The 23,630-nt window shown below is 46.0% G+C and carries 20 protein-coding genes; all 20 read right to left on the bottom strand.

Features of this window, described 5'->3' with window-relative positions:
* Positions 1-64: 64 nt before the first annotated feature.
* Positions 65-937 carry a carbohydrate ABC transporter permease gene (locus BLW29_RS10395; protein ID WP_090979035.1) on the bottom strand — a complete coding sequence of 291 codons (873 nt, stop codon included), beginning with the start codon at positions 935-937 and terminating at the stop codon, positions 65-67.
* Position 938: 1 nt separating this feature from the next.
* Entirely contained in the window at positions 939-2,015 is a 1,077-nt protein-coding gene (locus BLW29_RS10390) for an ABC transporter ATP-binding protein (RefSeq protein ID WP_090979032.1), read from the bottom strand.
* Positions 1,969-2,886 (bottom strand): HAD family hydrolase, encoded by a 918-nt coding sequence (locus BLW29_RS10385; RefSeq protein ID WP_090979029.1) that lies wholly within the window; start codon positions 2,884-2,886, stop codon positions 1,969-1,971. The genes BLW29_RS10390 and BLW29_RS10385 overlap by 47 nt, the downstream gene beginning before the upstream one ends.
* 81 nt (positions 2,887-2,967) lie before the next feature.
* Positions 2,968-4,338 carry an ABC transporter substrate-binding protein gene (locus BLW29_RS10380; protein ID WP_090979027.1) on the bottom strand — a complete coding sequence of 457 codons (1,371 nt, stop codon included), beginning with the start codon at positions 4,336-4,338 and terminating at the stop codon, positions 2,968-2,970.
* A 207-nt stretch (positions 4,339-4,545) separates the two neighbouring features.
* The gene (locus tag BLW29_RS10375; RefSeq protein ID WP_090979024.1) at positions 4,546-5,178 is read right to left on the bottom strand and encodes a glycerol-3-phosphate responsive antiterminator; all 633 of its coding nucleotides are present in this window, start codon (positions 5,176-5,178) and stop codon (positions 4,546-4,548) included.
* A complete protein-coding gene (locus BLW29_RS10370; protein WP_090979021.1) occupies positions 5,178-6,038 on the bottom strand; it encodes a metallophosphoesterase family protein in 861 nt (286 codons plus the stop codon). Before BLW29_RS10370 ends, BLW29_RS10375 begins: the two co-directional genes overlap by 1 nt.
* A 171-nt stretch (positions 6,039-6,209) precedes the next feature.
* Positions 6,210-6,770: a GNAT family N-acetyltransferase gene (locus BLW29_RS10365; RefSeq protein ID WP_177186570.1), complete on the bottom strand. Its 561-nt coding sequence runs from the start codon at positions 6,768-6,770 to the stop codon at positions 6,210-6,212.
* Between the two features lie 42 nt (positions 6,771-6,812).
* The gene (locus BLW29_RS10360) at positions 6,813-7,676 is read right to left on the bottom strand and encodes a hypothetical protein (RefSeq protein ID WP_090979015.1); all 864 of its coding nucleotides are present in this window, start codon (positions 7,674-7,676) and stop codon (positions 6,813-6,815) included.
* A 265-nt stretch (positions 7,677-7,941) separates the two neighbouring features.
* Entirely contained in the window at positions 7,942-8,799 is an 858-nt protein-coding gene (locus BLW29_RS10355; protein ID WP_090979012.1) for a metallophosphoesterase family protein, read from the bottom strand.
* Positions 8,800-8,912: 113 nt separating this feature from the next.
* Entirely contained in the window at positions 8,913-10,610 is a 1,698-nt protein-coding gene (locus BLW29_RS10350) for a sensor histidine kinase (protein WP_090979009.1), read from the bottom strand.
* Entirely contained in the window at positions 10,607-11,446 is an 840-nt protein-coding gene (locus BLW29_RS10345) for a response regulator transcription factor (protein WP_090979006.1), read from the bottom strand. The genes BLW29_RS10350 and BLW29_RS10345 overlap by 4 nt, the downstream gene beginning before the upstream one ends.
* Positions 11,447-11,486: 40 nt before the next feature.
* Positions 11,487-12,374 (bottom strand): carbohydrate ABC transporter permease, encoded by an 888-nt coding sequence (locus BLW29_RS10340; protein WP_090979003.1) that lies wholly within the window; start codon positions 12,372-12,374, stop codon positions 11,487-11,489.
* Between the two features lie 20 nt (positions 12,375-12,394).
* Positions 12,395-13,291 carry an ABC transporter permease gene (locus BLW29_RS10335; protein ID WP_090979000.1) on the bottom strand — a complete coding sequence of 299 codons (897 nt, stop codon included), beginning with the start codon at positions 13,289-13,291 and terminating at the stop codon, positions 12,395-12,397.
* An 83-nt stretch (positions 13,292-13,374) separates the two neighbouring features.
* On the bottom strand, positions 13,375-15,045 hold the full coding sequence (locus BLW29_RS10330) for an extracellular solute-binding protein (protein WP_090978998.1): 1,671 nt from the start codon (positions 15,043-15,045) through the stop codon (positions 13,375-13,377).
* Between the two features lie 253 nt (positions 15,046-15,298).
* The gene (locus BLW29_RS31135; protein WP_143044379.1) at positions 15,299-15,550 is read right to left on the bottom strand and encodes a hypothetical protein; all 252 of its coding nucleotides are present in this window, start codon (positions 15,548-15,550) and stop codon (positions 15,299-15,301) included.
* Positions 15,551-15,799: 249 nt separating this feature from the next.
* Entirely contained in the window at positions 15,800-17,062 is a 1,263-nt protein-coding gene (locus tag BLW29_RS10325; RefSeq protein WP_090978996.1) for a chymotrypsin family serine protease, read from the bottom strand.
* Positions 17,063-17,177: 115 nt separating this feature from the next.
* Positions 17,178-17,714 (bottom strand): immunoglobulin-like domain-containing protein, encoded by a 537-nt coding sequence (locus tag BLW29_RS10320; RefSeq protein ID WP_090978993.1) that lies wholly within the window; start codon positions 17,712-17,714, stop codon positions 17,178-17,180.
* A gap of 194 nt (positions 17,715-17,908) precedes the next feature.
* On the bottom strand, positions 17,909-20,626 hold the full coding sequence (locus BLW29_RS10315) for an AAA domain-containing protein (protein WP_090978990.1): 2,718 nt from the start codon (positions 20,624-20,626) through the stop codon (positions 17,909-17,911).
* Positions 20,627-20,743: 117 nt separating this feature from the next.
* Complete coding sequence (locus tag BLW29_RS31130; RefSeq protein WP_143044378.1) at positions 20,744-20,974, bottom strand: hypothetical protein; 231 nt, start codon at positions 20,972-20,974, stop codon at positions 20,744-20,746.
* Between the two features lie 335 nt (positions 20,975-21,309).
* Positions 21,310-23,520, bottom strand: a complete 2,211-nt coding sequence (locus BLW29_RS10310) for a DUF2357 domain-containing protein (protein WP_371264696.1) — start codon at positions 23,518-23,520, stop codon at positions 21,310-21,312.
* Between the last annotated feature and the right edge of the window lie 110 nt (positions 23,521-23,630).

Here is a 23,630-nt window from a genome sequence, read left to right as displayed (position 1 = left end):
CAGCAGTCCCCATAGATGGGCCGCTGATCGTATTGTCTACGGCTTTCAAGAGCTTCACCTCTTCTTAACGGTAATGAACGCGCTTCGACAGTAATTTGAAATAGATAATCGTAAGAATCCCGATGATGACCAGCAAGATGACGCCGGCCGCAGAAGCATAACCGATCTTGAAGAACCGGAATCCGTTCTCGTAGATGAAATAGACCAGCGTATTAGTAGAGTTGATCGGCCCGCCCTGCGTCATAATGGCGATGGTCTCGAATACTTGGAACGAACCAATCATGTTAATGACCACCAGGAAGAAAATCGAAGGCGACAGCATCGGCAGGATCAGCTTCCTGAACGTCGTCCATGGCTTCGAACGATCCAGAGAAGCCGCTTCAAAGATATCTGGCGGGATGCTCTGCAGCCCTGCGATGAACACCAACGCGTTATAGCCGAGTCCTTTCCATACGGCTACGATAACCAGCGAGACGAGTGATGTGCTAGGATGAGACAACCATGCCAGCTTACCGAAACCCACGAGCCCGATTACCCAGTTGAGCAGCCCGTACTCGGGATCCATCAACCAGCTCCATAGCAAGGAAATCGACACGAGCGAGATAATGTGCGGGCTGAAGATCGCGCCTTGGACGAAGCCGTGGAAGAAGCTTTTGCGATTCAGCCATAGGGCGAGCAGCAGCGCGATTCCGGTCGTCAGCGTTACCGTCAGCAGCGTGTAAATCGTCGTGTTCGTAAGTACCTGCCGGAAATCCGGCTCCGACAGCAGGTCTTTGAAGTTCTGCATGCCTACGAAGGTCTTCGTCGGGCTGACGAAATTCCAATCGAACATGCTTAAGTAGATCATGTAGAAGATGGGATAGATGAAGAACAAGGAGAATACGATAATCGCCGGGGCGACCATGCTATACGGACGCAGTCTTTCCCATACCGTCATGTCATCTGCCTCCAGCCGTCGCCAATTGTTTCGAGCTTGCCCGAGCCTCCACGCCGCGCAGTCTCTCTCCGTTCAGCCCGAAATAATAGAGCTGCTCATACGGAATCGTGACTTTCACGTGCGCGGTAGTTACTAGCGGAGCAAGGAAGGTTTTGACGAAGAAGATGCCGCTTCGCGATTGGATCTGATAGATATTTTCCGCTCCAAGGCTCTCGCGGGTTAGAATCTCGCCTTCGATGTCGTAGCCTTCCACCGCTTCGGCCGCGCCGATCAGCGCCTGCTCCGGACGGAATCCTACACGGCTCACAGTGCTGGATGACTGGATCTCCAGCTCGTGGATATCTCGTACATCCATCATGTTCATGGCTGGCGTTCCGATGAACTCCGCGGTGAATTGGTTAGCCGGGTCATGATACAGCTTCATCGGCGTATCTGCTTGTTGGATCACCCCTTTGTTCATGACGACGATCTCATCGCCCATCGACATCGCTTCTACCTGATCATGCGTCACGTAGACGAACGTCGTGCCAAGGCGCTTATGCAGCTGAATCAATTCCGTTCTCATCTGGTTACGCAGCTTCGCGTCCAGATTGGACAAGGGCTCATCGAGAATGAACACCTTCGGCTGTTTCACCATGGCCCGAGCGAGCGCCACCCGCTGGCGTTGTCCGCCGGATAAGGTCTGCGGTTTCTTGTTCAGATGCGGAGCTAAACCGACAATCTCGCAAATGTCCGTGATCAGCTTCTCTCGCTCGCTCTTGGCAATGCCTCTATTCTTAAGGCCGAATTCGATATTGCCGCGCACGGTCATCGTGGGATACAGCGCATAGTTCTGAAAAACCATCGCCACGTCCCGCAGCCCCGGCGGCGTATCGTTCACGCATTTATCGTCTATCCAGATCTCCCCGCTCGTCAGCTTCTCAAGCCCCGCTACCATGCGCAGAGTCGTGGATTTCCCACAGCCCGAAGGCCCGACAAGAACGGTGAACGATCCATCCTTGATGGTCAGGTTCAAATTCTCAATGACGGTCTCATCCTTGAACTTCTTGCCGATCTGCTTCAATTCGATCTTCGCCATCCGCCATGTTCCTCCTTGTGATGGATTGTTGAATCGTACGCATGAGCTGCTCCAGCTCATCCAGATGGTGCAAACGCAAATCCCAGACCTCCCGATCACTGCTTGGATAAGGAGAGATCAAACAAGTTCTGCCGCCCAGCTGCTTCACCGGATGCAGATCATTCCACGGGTTATCCCCAATCGACAGAATTTCATGTGCCTGGTACCCTTGCTCAAGCAGCGTTTTCATGTATAAATGAAGGCCGTTAGGCTTATTGGCGTCGTACACGACCTCTTCGAACAAATGACGGATTCCCATATAGCTCGTGAACTCGATACCGGAAATGTGATGGGTATTGGTCATGAGCGCTTTAATCTCGACAGCGGTCAGCTCTTGGATGGCTCGGAACAAGTCGGTGTGGCAGAAGAATTGATAGCGAGCTTCTTCGACCATTTCCTTACGAACCCGATCGAACGCGGCTTTCAGATTCTGTTCGGGAAGTTTATATCTGTGGTTAAGTGCCGCTGCAATGCCCCATGGGTCGCCAATCGGAACAAGATGCTGCACTTGGGCAGACACCGTTCCGTAACCAAGAGCTTGCTCATCGGCCACTTTAGTCCCCTCCCAGGTATTGCCCCGGACGAACGACGTTCCCTCTCGAACCAACCACACATCATCCCGCTTATGATAGAAATGTCCGAATTGGATCGCATGCTCGCCTGCCCGAATCGCTCTCCCTAATTGAATGGCTGCATCGGTTTCTCCTTCATGCGCCGTGCCCTCTAAGAGGTAACGGATATACCGATCCAGATAGGTATCTTCCTGGTAGAGCGTCCCGTCCATATCGAAAATAACCACTTTAATCCCAGACAACCAATTCTCGTTGTGCATTGATGCAAGCTCCCCTGCTCTTGAGATGACAAGGAGAAGACTTGCGAGCGCAAGGCTCCTCCTTGGTTGTAGTGCGAAATCTTATTTGGCGAGCAGCTTGTTGGCTTTCTCCGCCGCTTGATCCATCGCTTCCTGCGGCGTTGTTTTCGGATCGAGAATGGCTTTCTCGATCGCTTCTCTGATGACCTTCGCCACTTCCGGATATGCGTTCTCCATTGGGCGCGGTCTAGCGTATTGCAGCTGATCAACGGCTACCTTGAATTGCGGGAACTCGGCAAAATGCGCCTTCAGCTCATCGCTCTCCACAGCGGACATACGAGTCGGCAAGTAACCGACATGCTTGTGCTGGTAGATCGTATTTTCTTTCGAAGTCATCCATTTCAAGAATTCCCAAGCGGCTTGTTTCTCTTCATCGCTGATCTTCGACGTAATGACAAGCTGACAGCCGCCTGTCGGAACGCCGTAGCTGACATTGGAAGGCATGAACGAAGTCTCCATCTCGAAGCCGCCTTGCTTAGCCAGTTCCAGGCTTCCGGTTACGCCGGCCGTCGAAGCAAATTTGAATGCAGACAGTTGGTTAGACCAGTCTTTATCCGCCGTTGCTCCCGCTTCGTCACCCATCGGGATCTTGATCAACCCTTCGCTGTTCAGCTTCTTCCAGAACTCAACTGGCGCAACACCTTCAGGCGTATTGAACGTGGCTGTCTTGCCGTCTTCGCTGAGCATTTTGCCGCCGCTTTGGGCAACTAGACCTTCATAGAACCAGATATCAGCAGGTACCGTCATGCCGAGCTTGCCTTTCGACTTCAGGACGCGGGAGTATTCTTCCAGCTCATCCCATGTTTTTGGTCCAGCAGGGTCGAGTCCGGCGTCTTTGAGCATCGTGACGTTCTTATATAGAATCGGCGTGCTGCGCATGAATGGAAGGCCGTACAGCTTGCTGTCCACGTAGGCATTGCCCATCAGACCCGGGTTAAAATCATCCAGCTTCAGCTGATCCTTGTCGCGCTCTGCATAAGCTGTCAATTCTTCCAGCATGCCGGAGTGAGCGAATACACCCGTGGATGAGATTTCAAGATCGGATACCGCAGGCGCGTCTCCGGCTGCGAAGGCTGCTTGTACTTTCGCGTGGAGATCCTCGTAGTTGCCTTGGTGCTCCGCCACGACTTCAATTTTGTCCTGCGACTCATTGAACGTTTGAACCATGTGCTGCTTGGCTTCTTCGATTTTGTCACCGAACGCATACCAATATTTGATTACGATCTTCTTCGATGCATCTGTTGTCGCGGGCTCTGCTGCTCCTGCCGTCGTGTTGTTCGTGTTGGCATTCGCGCTAGTGTTTGTGTTTGCGCTAGTGTTGTTGTCCGTGTTCTTCTCGCTTGCTCCGCATGCCGACAGCACTCCTGTTGTCATAAGCATCGCAAGTGTCACAGTAGTAAGCTTCTTAACCATCGTCCAATCCTCCACCTTTTCTCTACCTAATTTGTTTTACGATCGTGAGGGTGCAGAAAAGAAACCTTAATCCTGCCGAAGGCTATTAGCCCTCAAGCGGATAAGGTTTCTCCATTACTCCAACCGATCGCTATTTACTTTTCATAATGAATGATACAGCAGTTTCGTTAACGCAAGGTTATCCTATTGCAAAGATTATATGGATTTTCATCTAGTGGTTAGGAGCGAAGATCCTATGCATTTCCATAACTCCGGCTTAGACGTCGAGATCGCAGCGGCTCCGTGTCTCAAACAACTCTCCGCCTGCTCAGGTTCGTACAGCAAACCTCCGGTAATGATCGGAAGCGAAGTGAACGCCTTCACCTTGTCAAATATATCAGGAATACGAGCAGGCATGACCTCCACGATATCCGGCTCGCTCAGGGCGAGGCTCTTCGCAATGTTGTCCAAGCCTTCGCTATCGACGAGGAAGAAACGTTGAATGGTGAGCAGGCCCATCTTCTTCGCGGTCTTCACGACATTGGTCTTGGTCGAAATAATGCCTGTCGGCTTAATGACCTTCGCCAGATAATCCAACCCGTAATTGTCCGTGCTGAGACCGCCGATCTTCTCCAGATGCAGGAAGACCGGGAGCTCGTGCTGCTTGAACACATCCACATATCCTTGTATAACGCCGATGTGCCCGGTTAACAAGAAGACGCCGCTCAACTGGTTGCGTAAGGACAAGGCGGTCTCAATATGCCTCGGGTCCTTAATGGAAGCGATCATTCTGTGCGCGGCAAGGCGCTCCAGAAAGGTGGCATGGTTCAAAGCAGCCTGCTTCGTTCTGGTTGTCTCCATTATTGAGGCTGCTCCGCTGTTGCGGTTACCGGCATCAAGGGAATGTTATATTCACGGTCGGTGTCTAGCCCGCGAGCGTCGGGGTTGTAGCGGTAATGCGAGATATGCTTATGAAGGGTTTCAGCATGCTCCATCAAGCCTTCGTCTTCGACTGTGAGATCTATGGCCGAGATGCGGATCTGCTCATCCTCGAGCTCGACCATGCGGAAGCCAGGTTGATCCAAAGCTGCGGACAACTGCACGAACGTCCAATTGTTCTGCGCTACGATTGAATCCACATGCGTGTGCCCGTTGAAATAAACACCTGTTCCTTGTTTCCGATTCAGAATGCTCCACATGTCGATGCTGGGATGAATCGAGCCTTTGTCCAGCTCCGACCTTGTCGTCGTCTGATACACAGGGTGATGACCGAAGACAAGCAGCGGCTTCGTGCCGGATTTCTCCACGCAGTACGCCAACCATTGCAGCTGCTCATCATCCATCCAACCGCTCCAATCGGCAGTGTTCATTTCTCTAGCCGTGTCCAGAAACACCAGCGTCGCCACGTCCGTATCGATGGCGTGATAACGCTCCTGCCCCGTAATCTCCAGCACCTGCTCGCGTGTCTGCGAGTAGAGATCATGGTTGCCCAGCACATGAATGAAATTCCGCTTCTCATGCCACAGCAGATCATACACGTCCAGCAGCTCCTCGCGCGAGCCGAAATTCGTCAGGTCCCCAAGCGATATATGCACATCGGCATCCGTATTCAGGAATTGCTCCAGCAGCGTCCCGTAGAAAGCCGTCCTAGCCTCCGGCAGCCCCGGAATCGTAGTATCAATGTCGTGATAATGCAAGTCACCCATTAGCAGTAGTTTCATTCGTTCTCTCCTCCTGGATAGATGGATTTGTCAATGCTCTTCCTTAGGGTACAGGGCGAGTGTTGATTGTCCATTAAGTGAAGGAGGACTTTTTGTAAAGATCTTCATGTTCCGTTCTTGGATAACGACGAAACGGCAGCCCTCAGGCCGCCGTTTCGTCGTTATCCAATGCTATTTAATATCGCCGCCGCGGTACGCTTTCTCGTGATACTTGGTGATGAATGAGAACAGCGATTGACCATCATCCTCCGGCTTAAACGCAGGCGCGAGCGGCAAATACATCGCGTGATACGTCTCAGGCACCCAGATGTAAGGATGCACATAACTGGTGAGCTGAAAGCCTGTCCGCTGCCAGAATCGGATGCGCTCCGCATTCTCCTCCGTTTGCTCCGCTTCAACCTCGATAATGATCGCGCGGCAGGCTTCCGACGACTTCGCCCACTCGCTGATCTCTTCCACGCAATGGCGGCCAAGACCGCCGCCTCTTCGACTTGCCCGCACGGCGAGATAGTCGATTACGAGCACATGCGCCTCAGGGTCAGTCGCTGTCAGCGCCATAGCGACGACTTCGCCTTCTTCCATCCATGTATGCAGCTCGCTCAGCTTGCGCTGAAACATGCGGCGGATGACGCCCTCGCTCTTCCCTCTATGTTCGGGAAAGGCTTCCCGGTACACCGGCTCTACCTTGCGCCATAAGCGCTCATCCCAATTCGAAGTAACTTGATAGTTCATTAGCATGACCTCACATGTATGCGGATGTATTCATTTCTAGCGTCATGAATCTTTAAGGACAATGATTTGTTTGTTAATCACTTTTCTCATGCCTTCCACAGCAAATTCCTCGTCAGACAATGCCCTTTTTTCAACAAAGAATTCAATAAGCCTCTTTGCACTCCCCTGTGTGAGGCTCTCAGGAATTAACGAACCTCCTTTAAGTTTTTTCACAGCTTTTCCAGCAATAAATTTCTCATTGTGATTAGCTTCTTCCTTAGCCTCTTCGATTACTTGATTAATTTCTTCGCGCTTCTGCATCATTTCGGCAAATGGTTTCACAAGAGAAGTATCGGGCGGGTCCCCCAGCGTCTTGAAATCTTTGAAAGCTTTATAAGGCAATCCCCAGTAGGACTTATCTTTCTGTGTAGACTCCTGTTTCAATCCAGGCGGCGTGAAGTGCCCGGAATCATTGGTCCAACGCGCAACGTAGCCTTCCGTAAACACGATATTACCTGCATAGCCTACAACTTCTTTGTTCTCCTCGACTGCCCCGGCCCTCCTTGCCAGACCCATATGTCCAACGGGCTTCACATTATCATGTTTGCCTTTTACCTCCGAATCCTTTGCAAGGTAGAGAGTTCCCAGATCGCTTTTATCGCGCTTCGTCACAAATAGAAATGTTCCGGTCGCCAATTCGCCGTCAATAAACCATCTTTTTAATTCCTCGTTATATTTGGCAACAGGCATAGACTCCGGTTCCGATTGTGCATCGGATTTAGCTAAAGCAAGTCCTGGCGTGCGGTTATCGTCGCCTTCCACCTTATTGCTTGCACTCTCTAACTCGTCGTTCGAAGGGTATTCATTACGTTGTATGGGCTTTTGATTAGCCTTTAATAAACTGACGGTTGCCCGATTACCAATCATGCGCTGCAGCTGCAAGACTGGATGTAAATGTGAAGGAGTCAAGGTTTTAGATGATGCCCTAGTTTGACCCGCGGAATGAGTCGTCGAATGTTTTTGAGCTGTCTTAATTATTTATACCCCCTTACAATATCATCTACAAGACTACTAGTTGATATCGGCCAATAGGAAAAAAATGCTTAATAACGGTTTCCCAGCGTCTCGAGGATTATACGAGGAAAGACCCAAGCGAGAGGTTCGCTTGGGTCTTTCAGTTTGTAGAGATGTATTATAAGGGCTGCACCGCTGCCGATGTCCACAAGGAAATCACATGATGGCGGTCAGCATTTTGTCCGCGTCCGTCCGGATTCGGGTCAAAAAACGGCATATACTTGTGCATCAGGTCCGCATGATCCATCATGCCTTCGTCTGCCACATCGACCGTGGAGATTCGGATATGCTCTCCCTCCACCTCCACAATTCGGAATTCAGGATGGTCCAGGCAGGCAGCCAGCTGTACGAACGTCCAATTGCTCTGCGAAACGATTGAATTCACGTGCGTGTGACCGTTGAAATACACGCCAATTCCTTGTTTTTTTCGGCTCAGAATGCGCCACATGTCGATGCTGGGATGAATGGATTCATTGTGCATCTCGGACCTTGATGTCGTCCGATAAACAGGGTGATGACCGAAGACAAGCAGCGGCTTTGAGCCGGATCGCTCCACACAAGCCTCCAACCAGCGCAGCTGTTCCTCGTCCACCCAACCGCTCCAGTCGGTAATGTCCAGCTCTCTCGCCGTATCCAGAAACACTAACATCGCCTCATCCGTATCGATCGCGTGATAACGCTTCTGGCCCGTCATCTCCAACACCTGCTCGCGTGGCAGTAAGTAGAGATCGTGGTTGCCCAGCACATGAATGAATCTCCGCCCCTGCTTCTCGTGCTGCAGCAGCTCATAAACCCCTTGCAGCTCCGAAGGCGATCCCACATTCGTCAGATCTCCCAGCGATATATGCCAATCCCCGACCGTATTCATAAATCGCCCCAGCAACGTGTGGTAGAAAGCAGTCCTAGCCGCAGCCAGCCCCGGAATCAATTCCTCGATATCGTGATAATGCAAGTCCCCCATCAGAATCAATCGCATTCGCTCTCTCCTCCTGGAAAAACCTAATTTAGCTCCTTCCTTTATGGTAAAGAGCAACTATTGATTGTTCATTAAATGGGGGAGGAGTTTTTGTAAAGGTTTGTGTGGGGTTCTTAGATCTCCACATACTTCGGAATCCTTATCGTAGCTTTCGTGCCATGCGGCTCCATGCTATGGAAGGACAATCCGTATTCCTGATCAAAATACAACTTTAACCGGTTATCGACGTTTTTGAGTCCAAACCCTTTCTTGCCGTGGATTAACACGTCTCTGATGGTCTCCTCGCTGATGCCTCCGCCGTTATCGATCACTTCGAACAAGATATCATTGCCCGATTCGTACGCTCTAATGATAATGAGGCCATCCCCGCTGTTCATCGTAGAGACCAGCCCATGCTCTACCGCATTTTCCACAACCGGCTGCAAAATAATATTCGGCATATTGTATTCGAGAATGTGGTCTTCGATCTCATAGATGACGTTGAACGAATGGCGGCTGATGCTAAGCTGTATATCCAGATAAGCCCGAATGTTCTCCAACTCGTATTGAACTGTGGTCACCATATTCCCTTTGTTTAAAGTTGAACGATAGAAGGAAGAAAGCGAAATCGCGAGTTTCGAAATGTCACTGTTGCCGCTTTGGATAGCCTGCCAATTGATCGTGGATAACGTGTTATAGAGAAAGTGAGGATTGATTTGGGACTGCAGCGCCTTTAACTCAGAATCCCGCTGCTGTGTATGGCTGCTGTGCACTTCATCGATCAACTGCCTCGTTTGCTTGACCACAGCTCCGATGCTGTTCGTTATTTCGCCGATCTCGTCTTTGAAATCCGACTTGATATTGGTCTCGAATCCGTCCGCCACCACGCCCGACAGCAGTCGGTTAAGCTTCGTGATGCGTCTGACGAATGTTCTCGAGAACAGCATGCTGACAATGAAGATCAGTACAACGGACACCAGCACGATGAAGATCGTCGATTTGAAAGCACTATTAATAGAGATGGCATGAGACTGGGTATCCATATACATATAAAAATCCCATCCTTTCGGATAGGTGTTCTGTTTAAATAGGATGATGTTGCTATTGCTTTGGAGGTCGGCCAGCACTTCCTTCAAACTTCCGCCTGTGGCCGTACGCACGAGATGATCCTCTTGATAAACGATAGTTCCGTTGCCGTCGGCTATGAGCATGCCGTAATTCTGGAATTGAAGAGCCACGTTGTTCTTGAAAATTAAAGCGGGATCAATCTCAAGAGAGACAATCGCGGATTCCCTGACATTCTCAAGCGACAGGACCTGTTTCACTACATGCAGCTTGCCATCTTCGAATATCCAGACCGGTTCTATCGTGTCCACGACAGATAGGTAGGTGAATTTATCCCTTAAACTAGCTAGATCCATGAAGATGCCTCTGGCATTCTTAATGTCGCCGTTCGTGAAAATATTGATTTTCTTGATTTCGGGATTCATCATTTGCAGAGCGTTAATCATAGGATCGAATTTGTGGACGATATCGTAGTATTTATCGTAATTGCTGGCGTATTGGCCGTTGATGATCTGGATCATGGTCGTATCCTGCGTGATCAGCTCGAAAGAATTTTCGATTTTGGACATTTTTTGACCTAAATTGCTATAGGTGGTGAGAACAATATTTTGAAAGTTCGTTTTCGTCTGTTCGGCTATGAATCCGTTGGTTTGGTGAAAAGAGTACATGACCCAGGTCATAATCGGAATGAGTACGACGATTAAATAGGATAAAAGCAGCTTGGATTTAAAACGGATGTTCAGGAAAAACCGGATCATGGGTCTCATGCCTTCCCTCTGCACTCCCTCATATGGTTAGGCGTAATACCGAAATACTTCCTGAATATCAGGCTGAAATAAGACGCGTTATTGTAGCCTACTTCTTGACAGACATCGTTAATTTTCATGTTCGTTTCGGTCAGCAGTTTCTTGGCGTTCTCCAATCGGCATAGCGTTATGTACTGAATAATGCTCTTGCCGGTTTCTTTCTTGAACAGACCGCTTAGATAGCCGGGGGAGAGGTACACTTGCTTCGCGACCCATTCCAAGCCAATCTCTTGGTGATAATGGCCTTCGATAAAGGTAATCGCATCGGCTATCGCCTTCTTCTCGCTAATGCTGTCCTCGGGCTCCCGCTGACGTACACCTTGTTCTTCATCCAAGAGCTGCTTGATGAGCATCTCTTTCTTAAAGTAGCCCGCGTCCTTGTAGTCATGCAATAATTCGCGGCGCTTATCTTCCTTACGCTTTCGGTCATCAAGCGTTGAGAGCATATTCTCCATGATCCTGATAAAATGGTTGACGACAACCGGCTTCAAAATATAATCGTCCACCCGCACTTTAATCGCATCGTGCATATATTCGAAATCGCCGTACGCGCTGGAAATCAGAATGAGCAGATTCGGGTATAATTTTTTTGCCTTATCCGAGAGCTCAAGCCCGTTCATTAAGGGCATCTTGATATCCGTGATCAGTAGATCGGCCGGTTTCTTGGTCAATTGCTCGATTGCTTCCTGTCCGTTGCGTGCTTTATCGATCTGGAAAGAAGAAGAATGCTGCTTAATCAGATACTCTAATCCATCTCGTTCCGTTTGTTCATCGTCCACGATTAAGACTCGGTACATCGTCCATCATCCACCTTGCCAACATTCTGACTTCCCGGTACTACCCTTTCACGGAGCCCATCACAAGACCAGTAACGAAATATTTTTGCAGGAAGGGGTAAATAAGTAAGATCGGAATCATGGATACGAACACTTTGGCCGCATTGAACGTTTTGCTGGAAACCTCGCTAATTCGCTGCAGCTCTTCCATCGACATCATGCTTGTCTCCCTGATCTCGACGATCAATGTTTGCATATAAGACTGCAGTGGCAGTTTGGACGCCGTATTCATATAAATAATGCCGTCAAAGAAAGCATTCCAATGGCCTACGATGGAGAATAGCGTTACCGTCGCGATCGACGGAGCAGCCAGCGGCACGAAGATTTCAACCATGATGACCCATGGATTGGCACCGTCCATTCGCCCCGCTTCCTCCAATTCTTCCGGCAATGCTTTGAAGAAGTTCATTAGAATAATGACGCTAAAGACTGGCACCGCGCCTGGCAGAACGAGCGCCCATATCGTGTCCAGCATGTTCATCTCGTTAATGAGAAGATAATTCGGGATGATGCCGCCATTGAAGAGCATCACCAAGATTAAGAACCACATATAGATATTCCTCTGCGGGAAATACCGAATCCCCTTGGACAAGGGATACGCCATAATCACGGTAAGAATTAAGTTAATTCCTCCTCCGAGCACAACGCGGAAGATCGAATTAGCGAATGAACGGAAAAACTGCTTGTCTTGCATAATCGCATCATACGAAGCCGTCGTAAACCTAACCGGCCAGACGGTCACCATTCCCGCTACGGCAGCCGCTTTATCCGAGAATGAAACCGCTATCGTATGAAGGATGGGGAAGAGACATGCAAAGGTCATCACCGTGAGAATGAAGTATACGATTGCCGTACCGACTTTCTCGGATACTGATTTCGATCTTACCATATAGAAGCCCTCCTTCTCGGTTAAAATATCTTGTACCCGGCAAAGCGGTTTGCCAGAAAATAAGAAATGGCGATGAGTACGATGCTGACGACGGACTTCATAAACCCGACAGCCGTACCTAGGCTGAATTGCATATCGACTAGTCCCATTCGATAAACATACGTGTCGATAATGTCCGCTGTTGGATAGACGAGCGGATTATACATGTTATAGACCTGGTCGAAACCGGCGTTCAGGATGTTCCCGAGACTGAGCGCGGAAACCAATATAATGGTCGGGACAAGTCCCGTTAACGTGATATGGATCAACTGCCTGAAGCGGTTAGCGCCGTCTATCGCGGCAGCCTCGTAAAGGTTCGTATCGATGGCGGTAAGCGCTGCCAAATAAATGATCGCGCCATAGCCGAATTCCTTCCAAGTATCCGTAAGAATAAGAATCGGCCTGAACCAGTCGTTGCTCGCCATGAACATCACCGGCTCGATGCCGAACATTCGAAGCCCCGCATTAATGACCCCATCCATAGAGAACATGGAGACGAAGATGCTGCCCACGATAACCCAGGATAGAAAATGCGGCATGTAGACAATCGTTTGAACCGCTCTTTTGTACGTGCGGCTGCGGATTTCATGCAGCAGCAGCGCGAAGACAACAGGTACGACGATGCCGACAATAATCTTGGCAATCGCAATGATAACCGTATTGCTCGTCACGCGGATTCCGTCCGGAATCTGGAACATATACTTGAAATGATCCAACCCTACCCACTTGGAACCCAAGATTCCTTTGGCTGGAATATAGTCTTGAAATGCGATGGCAAGTCCGAAGAGAGGAATAACATTGAATATAAGTAACAGGATGATACCCGGGCTCAACATGATATTGTAGCTCAACACTTCGAAATTCCATTTTTTCCGCATGGTTGTGTCCTTTCTTGATTTAATAAACGCAGCTATACTGCCGCTTGTTGGTGGCAGTATAGCTGACGGGATCAGACCAGAGGTTATGGATTCATCTGGGCGGCTATTTCGTTCGTAATTTCCTGCCCGCCGATGGCATACCATTGAGTTACGAATTTATCGAAGTCTTCGATTGAACGCTCTCCCATAATCGTTTGAATCATCATCTCGGTTTCCAGCTTACGAAGGTTCGACCATTTGGTCGTCATCGTATCCGTCTGGCCGAAGAAAGCAGCCGGTACCAGTTCAAGATTCTCATCGACGGCTGCCGCCGTCCCTACGATTCTGGCCTGCTCTTCTAGGTACATATTGATATCCGCTTTGGGATTCGCTCTGTTGGCTTTGATCCGATCGAAAGTGCCCGTGAATCCTTTAAGCGTAATCAGGCTCGGGTCGTCTGCTTCCAGTGCACGGTTTAGATCGTCCAGCAGCACTTCAATCGCGTTATTATAGTCAATTGCGATCGGAATCGGCATTGTTCCCCAGCCCATGCCCGGAGAGTTCTTGTTCCAGTGTTCATAGGATGCTGCACCTGCTTCACCGTTGCCGCGCAAGCTATCGTATCCTGCGTTCAATGCCTTCACGATCGCTTCGGGATGCTTGAACTTCTTGCTCACGACGACAATGCCTGCCAGCGGATCATTCTCGACGGTTGTGAGCTTGCCATCTTCGTTGATCGGCGCCGATACCGCAATCCAATCGGCATCCGGATTATTCGTTACGGCAGCCGTCTGTCCGCCCGCCGGCCACCACACGCCGAAGTACATACCCAATTGTCCGGAAGCAAGCAAGGCTTCACGATCCTCGCCCTTGCGAATTGCAAATTCCTTGTCCAGAATGCCTTGTTTGTATAGATCCCGCATCAATGTAAGTGCAGGCTTCATCTCGCTCATAACCGAACCGTAGACCGGTTTGCCATCTTGGTTCACCCAAGATCCAGGGTAGGCGCCAAATACGGAGAAAATCGTATCCAGACCGAATCGCGAATTGTACCCGCTAAACACGGTATCCACGGTCGTTAAACCGACGGTCTTACCCGCCCCGTTCCCGCCGGGATCCTTCTCGATAAACTGCTTGGCGACATTAAGCACTTCATCCAGCGTCTTCGGAACCTCTAGATTTAATTTCTCCAGCCAGTCCTTGCGGATCCATAGCACGTTCTGGCAGTAGCCAATATTCGTCGCCGGAATCCCCATTAACTTGCCGTCCACGGTTACTTCCTTAAACAAACGTTCCCCATAAGAATCGTATTGTTTTCTCAGGAATGGGGAGATGGTTTTCTCATAGATGTCCGTCATATCCCAGATCAGATCATTGTCGATTAACTGTTTAAACGTCTTTCTGTCGACGACCATCATATCTGGTATTTCTTGCGAGGCGATGGAGAGGGCGATCTTCTGATCATAGTTATTTCGATCTACTTCCCAAGCGATCTTGGTTTCGATATTCATCTGTTCTTTCACGTAACGCGTATAATCATTGTTCGAGAAACTATCTCCTTCCGGAAAATTCTCCGAGCCTTTGATGACACCCTTCGTAAAGGATACGGTTTCTTTGTAGGGGGTGTACGGATCGAGCACGGCTGTGTCAACTTCCTCCGACGACCCGGTCGAATTACTCGGCGTTTCCGTTGAATCACTATTGTCTTGGCTGCAAGCAGCCGAAGACAGCACCAGAATGGTAGCGGTTACAAATAACAATAACTTCTTTGGCATGGGTTAGACCTCCATCTATTTTAGGTCACTCAAACGTTGCTACACGATTAATACTAAAGCCAATGCGCTTGGCAGACTATAATAATAGTTTCATAAATGTGTTAGTTTTTTCAGGAGTTGTTGTATGAGTTGGATAACAAGAAAAACCGTCCAATCACATGGTGATAGACGGTAGATTTATTTATTTCGTATCTATCTCAAATCTCAAACACAACAAAAAAGCCACTCTAAGTGAGTGGCTGAAACCATAATATTAAAACCGCTCTTCATAATCCGTTGATTTGGACAAATTACCATTACGCATTTCATCTGCTAAAATTGAAACATTGATTTGTACATTAGAAGACGTATATTCCTCACTGCATCCGTGATTAGAACATGAGTACATAGGAACTTTACGAATGACATAACGACTACCGTCAGATCCGATCCATGAGACATCTTTTTCGATTGTGTCCATTAAAGTCCCACATCTGCAACGGATTTTTTCAGCTACCATAGTCACCGTAATCCCTCCTTAACAGTGATAATCTTGATCCTTTCATTGTCAACAGTTTCAAATGACACGCACAGCAATTCTTTCGCGCGTATGCTTGGTTAGAGGCTTTTCTGTGGAAAGAGATTCTCCCAATACCTATCAAGTCAAATTATAAGGCATGAACCTGGAACAAATTCCAGATTCACGCCGAGCAATTGAATTGATACTATTTTACCTGCCTATTTGGATTACTTCAAAAATAGGTTCATATAATTTCTACCACAATTTAGTCGAAGTGCTACCAATCAAAATATTGAATGGATGAGATGCTCCACCATCGTATAGTGAATAGAACTCTGAGATTCTTGTACCTGCGTACCATATACCATCTTCAGCAGTACCTGCTGTAGGTGAAAGGGTGAGTGTACCTAATAAAGAGTGATCGGAGTCTCTGTATATGGCAGCTCCACTATCACCATTACTCGACATATCAACCGTAGAACCGCTCTCCCTTTGAACAGTTAACATATTGGTATATGAAATACCGTTAATCGTATACGACCCCAATACACCGGTCACCAAACCTTTTGTCGTATCAGTTGTAATACCACTCTTAGTTACAAGCTGTCCTATTGCAGGAGCACCCGATATAAGTACACCTGTAAATGAAGATGTTAATCCAGTTAGTTTGAAGATTTTAGCAGTAGCATATCTTGAGATGGAACTAGTACCTTTTGTTAATTTTATTAAGCCGACATCCTTACTACTAGACGTACCTGTTGCATGTGTTACACCAATCTGATTAGCTGATGTAACAGAATACTGATATCTCAGATCATTCAAAAAAGTGATACAATGTCCTGCTGTTAGTGCGTAGTAGATTCCATCCTTTTCAGCCAAAGCTCCAATTGTACACCCAACTCCTTGTATATCACTAACGCCAATACCAGAACCAAGGTTTGTGGAAGCAACAAGACGATTGGGGTCACCATTTAAATTGACAGCAGCTGTGTCTGAAGCCTCAAATACCAACTCTTCAGCACCGAACTCATTTACAAGTTCACTCTTCTCAGAGTCCGTCAAGTCACCTTTAACTACGATTTGTTCATATTGATTTATATCAGTAAAAACATTCTTATTTTTAAATTTAGATATAACATCCTTCTGACGCTGCTCTTTATCTTTCTTATTGTGTCTAGCCTTCTTTATAAGAACATTGCTGTTATTAGCCTTGAAGTAATCCTTTAATAGCTTCTTCAACTCAGAAGTCTTGGCATCATCAACTTCAAATACAAACTCATAGTGAATATCATCTTGATTAGTAGAGTTCAACCAATGGAAACCTGTACTCTCATAATCTCCGTAGTTAGGATAAACACTACGAATAACATCGTACATGCCTTTGTCTACGAGATTCTCATACGTTTCAATCTTAGCAAATAAATTTTCAGACGCATCTACTTTTGAAGCTGGCAAGTTAACTGAGCCTACGATTAATGCAAAACTAACTGTTAATGCTAATACTCTACGTTTAAACAAAATACTTTCCCCATTTCTCTTAGATGTTGGTAAATGTTAGCAGAAAAAGAATATCTAATTTTGCCATAAGTTGTCAATAGTTTAACAAAAAATATTTTCCCCAGTTCATCAACTTTTATTTTTTTATAACATTAAAGCTATCGCTTATTAAGTCGACTCTCTCATCTTTATTTATAAAAACACTCTTTACTACTCGGTATTTTCCAGTATCGAGCCATTTGACTTTACTCAGGTCTTTAGTGAATTTTTGTCCATCTTTTAAAGAATACCCTGCCATAAAGAAACCATCGTAATTTCTACCAAAACTAACTGAAACCCATTTCTGATTTTCTAACACTTCTATCATATAACCCTCATCAAACCCAACTGGAATAGAGTTGTCAGACTTGTTTTCTATGGTGTATTGCAGCATTTCATTGCCTTCATATTCTCTCTTTGTTAGTTCAAATGTAATATCTTGCTCTTTCTGAAATTTAGACTTTAAACGTATTACCTCGTCAACGAAGATCATTTTTGGAGGTTGGTTTTCTCCCTTATGTACTGTATTAATCAATGTAATGCTTTGAATTTTATTTTCTTTTTCTTGCTCTTTCATGCATCCTGTCATAACAAGTAAACAAGAAACAATAAAAAGAATCATACGAACATACATTTTTATTTCTCCTTTTGTATAATGCTTTATTTAATTCCTTTAATAATAAGTTTAAACATTCTATTATTGTTTGAGTTTAATATTCTCAAGTCCCTTAATCAGTGAAAAGCCGACCTAGAGAAACAAGTCGGCAAATGCAATCTCCTTAACTGCCCATAATAGGTAATACCCGCCATTGCGTCTTGTTATCATAATTAGCCTACTAGTTCATGAAGCTTCCTTCGCAATCTGCTTTCTTCTTCGCTTTCATCGGTTCTGAATCTTGCTATAGGTATTCCATACTTTCCAAGAATGTCATCCTTCATCTTATCTCTCTCTTTTTGCACGTCGCCAGAATGATATTTGTATCCATCCACTTCTATAACTAACACCGGCTTCTTGTCGAGCTTATTGAAAATTAAGAAGTCCGTATGTGTTAAAATGTTCATTGCATATCGCTTCTCTGCTTCACTTAGTCTATCCAGATTTCGAATCAGCATCTTAAGGGGTTGGTGCATAACAAAGCCTAAGTTACGGAACTCAGGCTCACTTAAAACCTTCTCTATTACGTAATGCATCAGGTTTTCCGACTTGTACGCCGACACTTGCTTCACGCTCTTCATGATGGCCAATAACTTCTCGGAGTAGCGGCTATACAACAGGTCGAATACGGAATAAATTTCACTTGGTATTATTGCAAAGTTGTTATAGTTGATGTATCTCTCTAGCTCACCTAGGTTGCTATTCTGATTCTTCTCATTGTTAGACACAATAACGATTAGCTTATGTACGGCTCGAGAAACTGCGACATTAATCAAATTCGGATTGTTTACGAAATCATTTACTTCATTGACGACCGTGGAAAGGATCACGATATCTTTCTCACGACCTTGAAACTTATGAACCGTATCGACCTCGACCATCAAATCTCCTGTTACTTTTTGCAGTTTCTCAACCTGCAGACGGTAAGGCGATATGATGCCTACCGATTGTTGCGTGCCCGCTATATTCTGCTCAGGAAATACTTCTTTCATAATGACATCGATTTCTCGTTGATTATAATTTCCTCGCGCATGATTCCCTTCAGCCAACTTATAGAGTACCAGTGCATCCTGTTCTTGCCCATCGTCTTCCGACATCAGAATTAACTGGTTATTATAGAACTTCTGATTACAGAATCCTATGATTTTGGGATGACAACGGTAATGTTCTCTGAGCAAGGTCTTAGGGATTCCCTCAAACAACGTCGTTATTGATGACAACATGCTATGCTCCGAATATCGAAATGCCCGATGAAAACCTTCGCTATAGAATAAACGATCCGTTTCTTGAGCGACTTCAGTCGGTACTACATTAGGAAGCTGCTGCAAATCACCGACAATGACTGCGTTTCTGGCACAGGCCATCGCTAATGAACCTGTTACAATATCAACCTGAGAAGCCTCATCCATGATCACGTAATCAAACAGAACATTTTCCGCGATACAGCTTCTCAACGAGTGAGTCGTACTTAGGATTAACGGATATTCCTTTGAAAAAGAGTCAAATTCAGTACCCTTCCACAGTGCATCCTGAGTAAAGATTTGACGCTGCTGACGATCACCCGCTTTTTCTGCAAGATAAGCTTTAAACAGTTTCATACAATCCGCGCTATATTCCTTCATCGACTCTTCAAACCGATACTGCTCCAGTTTGCGAGTAAGTGTTGAAATTTCACTCTCTAATTCCTTTAGCTTGAGTACATAGTACATTCTCTGCAAGAACATAATGATGTCTTCATTCGAGTTCTTAAAGAAGGAAAAGCTAGTAATTCCATGGCTAAACAAATACTTTAGCTTATATTTTAAAGGTGTTCCGTTGTGAGTTAGCGCCATCTTCTGATAATCCAACCACAGTGCAAGCACTTTACTCGAGCTATTACGAGATAGAGATCGATAGGGAGCAACAACCTCTTGGTAGTAGTATTCATGAAAATACTTGCTCTCCAGACTTAAGGCAGATAACTCTTGCCTCAGTGCTGCGAGATTATTCCTAAATTTCAGCATCTCTTTCAACTTAGCACCATTTGCCTTAGTCTGTTCTTGCAATGAAGAAAAAACATTAGGGTCCATTCTCCATAAAGACATATCGGGATATTCCTTACTCTGCTCTGAGAAAAACCTTTCCTTATTCACCTTATTTCCTAAATAAGCGGCTAAATAATCAGTACCATACTTCTGTAGCTTTTCCATTACGTTAGCGGTTGCGGCATTATTGTTTGAAACTACAGCAACTGTCTTTCCATTCATAATGATATTGGCAATGATATTAAGAATAGTTTGGGTTTTCCCCGTACCTGGAGGCCCTTCAATCACACTGATTTGTTGACTTAGGGCTCTCTCGGTCGCAGTTTGTTGACTCAGGTTAAAACCAAACGGAAAAACCGGTAATGGCTGATCCTCGCTAACGTCCTTTGGGGTCGCTAATGCTAAATACTTAGAGAGAATACTATCCGGACTAATGTGGTTCAATTTCTTGTATTGTTTACTTAGGAAGCTGCTATCCTCTTCGTCTTTCACACTAACCATACCGGCCAATTGATGAAGATAGCTAAAGAGGCCTTGCACACTCGGGGTTGAAAGACTATTCTGCTCCATCCTAATTTCTTTTTCAGAATAAACTTTCTTATATCCCGAACCATAACATATCCGAATATATGGACTGAAAATATGAATGCTTTCTACTCCAGATAAAGGCTTTCCATTGTGAAATACAACAACATTCTGCCTATTTACCGTGGGGTCTTTCAGCCATAATACATTCGATTCATGATACTCGTAGTTCTTCCCGTTCTCGAATCGTATTTTCCATTTTCCATCTTTGAAGGCGCAAGAACTGATTGCTTCTGTTTTATCTTCACCTTTTAATAGGATGAGGTGCTTTTCTATATCCAATATGAATGATCCTTTCGTTGTAGGAGTGCATCTTGAATATTATATAAAATTATCCAATTTTATTACATTGAAAGTTTTATAAAAAGAACCTACCACTACTTCAGTGGCAGGCTCTTTTTAAATACTCACATTACAGTGACCACACAGCTTAAATTTCATATTAGGATATTCCGTTGAATGCTCTTTTTCCGCCTCTGCCAACGAACTAAATGTTCTCCATAGTCCATCTCGTTTGCATTCTTCAATACCTTTAAATTCTGTTGGTGCATCTATTACATAAGTACAATTGTGCTTATGAAGTGTGCATGAATTTGTTGGCAGGTCAATGTTCATCTTAATTTCAGCCATGGCCTGACCCACCTCTGATTAAGAATTTTCTTCTCGTTTTGCGATTTGCTCTAGCTTGTACATGCTCATCGGTCGTATGGAATGTGTATTCCTTGTAAGGCGTTTCATCATCTAACCCAGCATTAATAATGTGATAAATTTGATTCTTTCTACTATCTTTAAATTCACTCCATGTGGATAGGTATCTAAAACATTCTTGAATACTAGCAAAATTCTTAAAAGCAAGACCATCCTTATTTAATTGAACTGGAATCCAGCTCCGATTATTTGACATAGAGTTCCATTCCATTCTAGTAAAATAGTATTCCCACATTTACTTAGCCGACAGTTGAAACCTACTCAGCCTCTGAAATTGCCTCGACCTTGCTAGCCAGATCAACCTGCTCATGATCGAGCTCGACCTTCACATGTCCATGTCGTCGCTGCTCACGCCAACTGCTGATGTCTTCCTCGGATTCAAGCCTCAGCTCAGCAATTTCTTCTGCTCGATCAAAGATATATTTTGATGTCAAAAGAAATGAATAAATTCCATGCCCTCCAGGAATTATAGGCTGCTTTCTCTTTGCCCAACTCTCGACAGTAAACTTCACATACAGCTTGTCTTCAGTACCAGCTCTCGCAGGTATTTCCGTTATTTCTCGTCTTCTAATTACCTGCCATTCCTTAATTCTACCGAACCAATGTATGCCTGATCCCTTTCCTAGAGGCTCAAACCTCTTAACGGATTGATACAAAGCCACATACTCCAACTTCGAAAGCACCGTATGGTCCGTCAAATTCTCAAGCGGCACATGATAGAATCCATATTTTAATGCCTCATCAAGCTGCTCAACGTTGCGCAAGGAGCCGACCAGCACGTTTCGTCCGGTCATCTTGTTCTTATAGTATGTCTTCGTCCCACTTGGACGGGCTGCGCGTTCATATGCCTTTTCCGGACTATCCATAATAATCTCATCTAGAAAAGCTTCCATAAGCTTCGTCGCATTAGGCAAGAACGGGAACGCCCCCACATTGACGAGCTGAATACTCTTATAGAATCGATGATCTTTAAACTGCTCTTCATCCTGATATGGAAAGAGCACATAAGCTCCAAACATGCTGCGCTCGAGTTCATTGTCTTGCTCATCTTCATAAACGATCGCATCTCGATAGCGATGCATCGTATTAATATCGGACTCCACCGGTCCTGGCGTCTTGTAATCTCTCTTATAGGGAGTGCCCTCATACGCAGGATCTAACCGATATTTAGCATCGAAAATATACTTGTACACGGTCTTAGAATCGTTCTTCTTCAGTGTCAGTACATTATCGGGTCGTTGAGAAATAGTCGGCGTTTGCTCTCCCTTAGGCAAGGTATTATAGTATAGCGTGAATACTTCGTCGTTCTTCGGATTACGGTAAACCATCTTCGCCTTCTGCGTTTTATCAAGCGTAACGAATACGCCAGCCCGATTGACCTTAATAATATCTTGCTTGAGCAGCTCATACTTCCGGCTCAGCAGGTCATGGATTTTCAGGAAACACCAGTATTCATAAAGCTGCGCCAGGTCCTTCATCGACAGGTGGAACAAGTCGCTCTGGATCGATAGGCCTTTCATTAACATGAGATAGTTCCGATAGACCTCTCGATACCCCGGTGCCATTTGGAGAACCAGCGAGATAGAGAGTTGCCGCATGTCTTTTACCTGTAAGAAATCTAAACCTAGTAGTCTCTGTAGGTGCGATTGCATGTCAGTAAGCTGCCGTGACAAGAGTGAATCTTTGAGCTTGCCTTGTTCAGACAAGCGTTGCTTTAAGTCCTTTAACTTCTGAGCAATCCGCAGCAAAACCCATCGAACGAATCGATTCTCATTCGTGTCGTAATCCACATACCGCTTAGTCTCCATGGCATGGGTGGGATAATAACGTTGTCCGTTGATAGACACGATCCCCAGCTTATCATCCTGTTTTAACAAATGAGGATGCTTGGCGAGAAAAGCAATGTTCTTTTTACCTGGCTTCCTCACTCGCCCAGACTCCACGATTCGATTCTCCGTTTGATGCTTGGTATGTGGTGCACTCTGGATTCTCTCAACGGCTTGAACCAGTTGTCCGAACACATGCCTCAGAATGGAGAAAAACTCCGTTAAACTCTGATTTCTCGTTTCCTTTAGGCCGGTTAAATGATAGGTCTTACGCAAGAAATCAAACGAAAGATTGTAGATCTGTTGATTCACATCGTTCAAAATCATCTGGTAGTCTCGCTTGTAATCCATTTTCACCGGAAAAATCTCCAGTTGCAGCCCCAATATGACTTGTCCATGTAGTCGGATCTCCAGATCGGTTAATCCCACTTCGTTCTGAAAATTTAATACGCCGGAGAGGATCTGCCCTCTACCGAGCGATTTGACTGCTTGTCGGATATTCAGATTCTCATGGTAGAAGCTAAGTGGCGCATCACCTTTCTTCTCAATGACAAGCTCATAAGGCTGCGTTTCGAAGAAGAGAGGATATGTTGTTTCACCAGCCTGCCATTCCATTAGCTCCCGCTTCTCAGGATTAAACATAAATATCTTCTCTATCTCCAAAGATGAAGATGGTGAGGTTATGTGCAAATGAGCCGGAATAAGTTGATTGTTATCCGTTCTATGAAGCTGAAGCGAGTCCACCGTGGGGT

The organism is Paenibacillus sp. CF384 (genome assembly GCF_900106745.1).
Taxonomy (GTDB): Bacteria; Bacillota; Bacilli; order Paenibacillales; family Paenibacillaceae; genus Paenibacillus_Z.
This window is presented reverse-complemented; position numbering and strand designations above follow the sequence as displayed.

Coding starts and splice junctions, on each gene's coding strand:
- BLW29_RS10335 (WP_090979000.1), bottom strand. CDS start 13,291: ATGCGGAAAAAATGGAATTTCGAAGTGTTGAGCTACAATATCATGTTG.
- BLW29_RS10370 (WP_090979021.1), bottom strand. CDS start 6,038: ATGAAACTACTGCTAATGGGTGACTTGCATTATCACGACATTGATACT.
- BLW29_RS10360 (WP_090979015.1), bottom strand. CDS start 7,676: ATGATTGGTAATCGGGCAACCGTCAGTTTATTAAAGGCTAATCAAAAG.
- BLW29_RS10330 (WP_090978998.1), bottom strand. CDS start 15,045: ATGCCAAAGAAGTTATTGTTATTTGTAACCGCTACCATTCTGGTGCTG.
- BLW29_RS31130 (WP_143044378.1), bottom strand. CDS start 20,974: ATGGCTGAAATTAAGATGAACATTGACCTGCCAACAAATTCATGCACA.
- BLW29_RS10350 (WP_090979009.1), bottom strand. CDS start 10,610: ATGAGACCCATGATCCGGTTTTTCCTGAACATCCGTTTTAAATCCAAG.
- BLW29_RS10380 (WP_090979027.1), bottom strand. CDS start 4,338: ATGGTTAAGAAGCTTACTACTGTGACACTTGCGATGCTTATGACAACA.
- BLW29_RS10355 (WP_090979012.1), bottom strand. CDS start 8,799: ATGCGATTGATTCTGATGGGGGACTTGCATTATCACGATATCGAGGAA.
- BLW29_RS10395 (WP_090979035.1), bottom strand. CDS start 937: ATGACGGTATGGGAAAGACTGCGTCCGTATAGCATGGTCGCCCCGGCG.
- BLW29_RS10365 (WP_177186570.1), bottom strand. CDS start 6,770: ATGAACTATCAAGTTACTTCGAATTGGGATGAGCGCTTATGGCGCAAG.
- BLW29_RS10345 (WP_090979006.1), bottom strand. CDS start 11,446: ATGTACCGAGTCTTAATCGTGGACGATGAACAAACGGAACGAGATGGA.
- BLW29_RS10340 (WP_090979003.1), bottom strand. CDS start 12,374: ATGGTAAGATCGAAATCAGTATCCGAGAAAGTCGGTACGGCAATCGTA.
- BLW29_RS10310 (WP_371264696.1), bottom strand. CDS start 23,520: ATGTTTAATCCTGAGAAGCGGGAGCTAATGGAATGGCAGGCTGGTGAA.
- BLW29_RS10385 (WP_090979029.1), bottom strand. CDS start 2,886: ATGCACAACGAGAATTGGTTGTCTGGGATTAAAGTGGTTATTTTCGAT.
- BLW29_RS10375 (WP_090979024.1), bottom strand. CDS start 5,178: ATGGAGACAACCAGAACGAAGCAGGCTGCTTTGAACCATGCCACCTTT.
- BLW29_RS10320 (WP_090978993.1), bottom strand. CDS start 17,714: ATGTATGTTCGTATGATTCTTTTTATTGTTTCTTGTTTACTTGTTATG.
- BLW29_RS10390 (WP_090979032.1), bottom strand. CDS start 2,015: ATGGCGAAGATCGAATTGAAGCAGATCGGCAAGAAGTTCAAGGATGAG.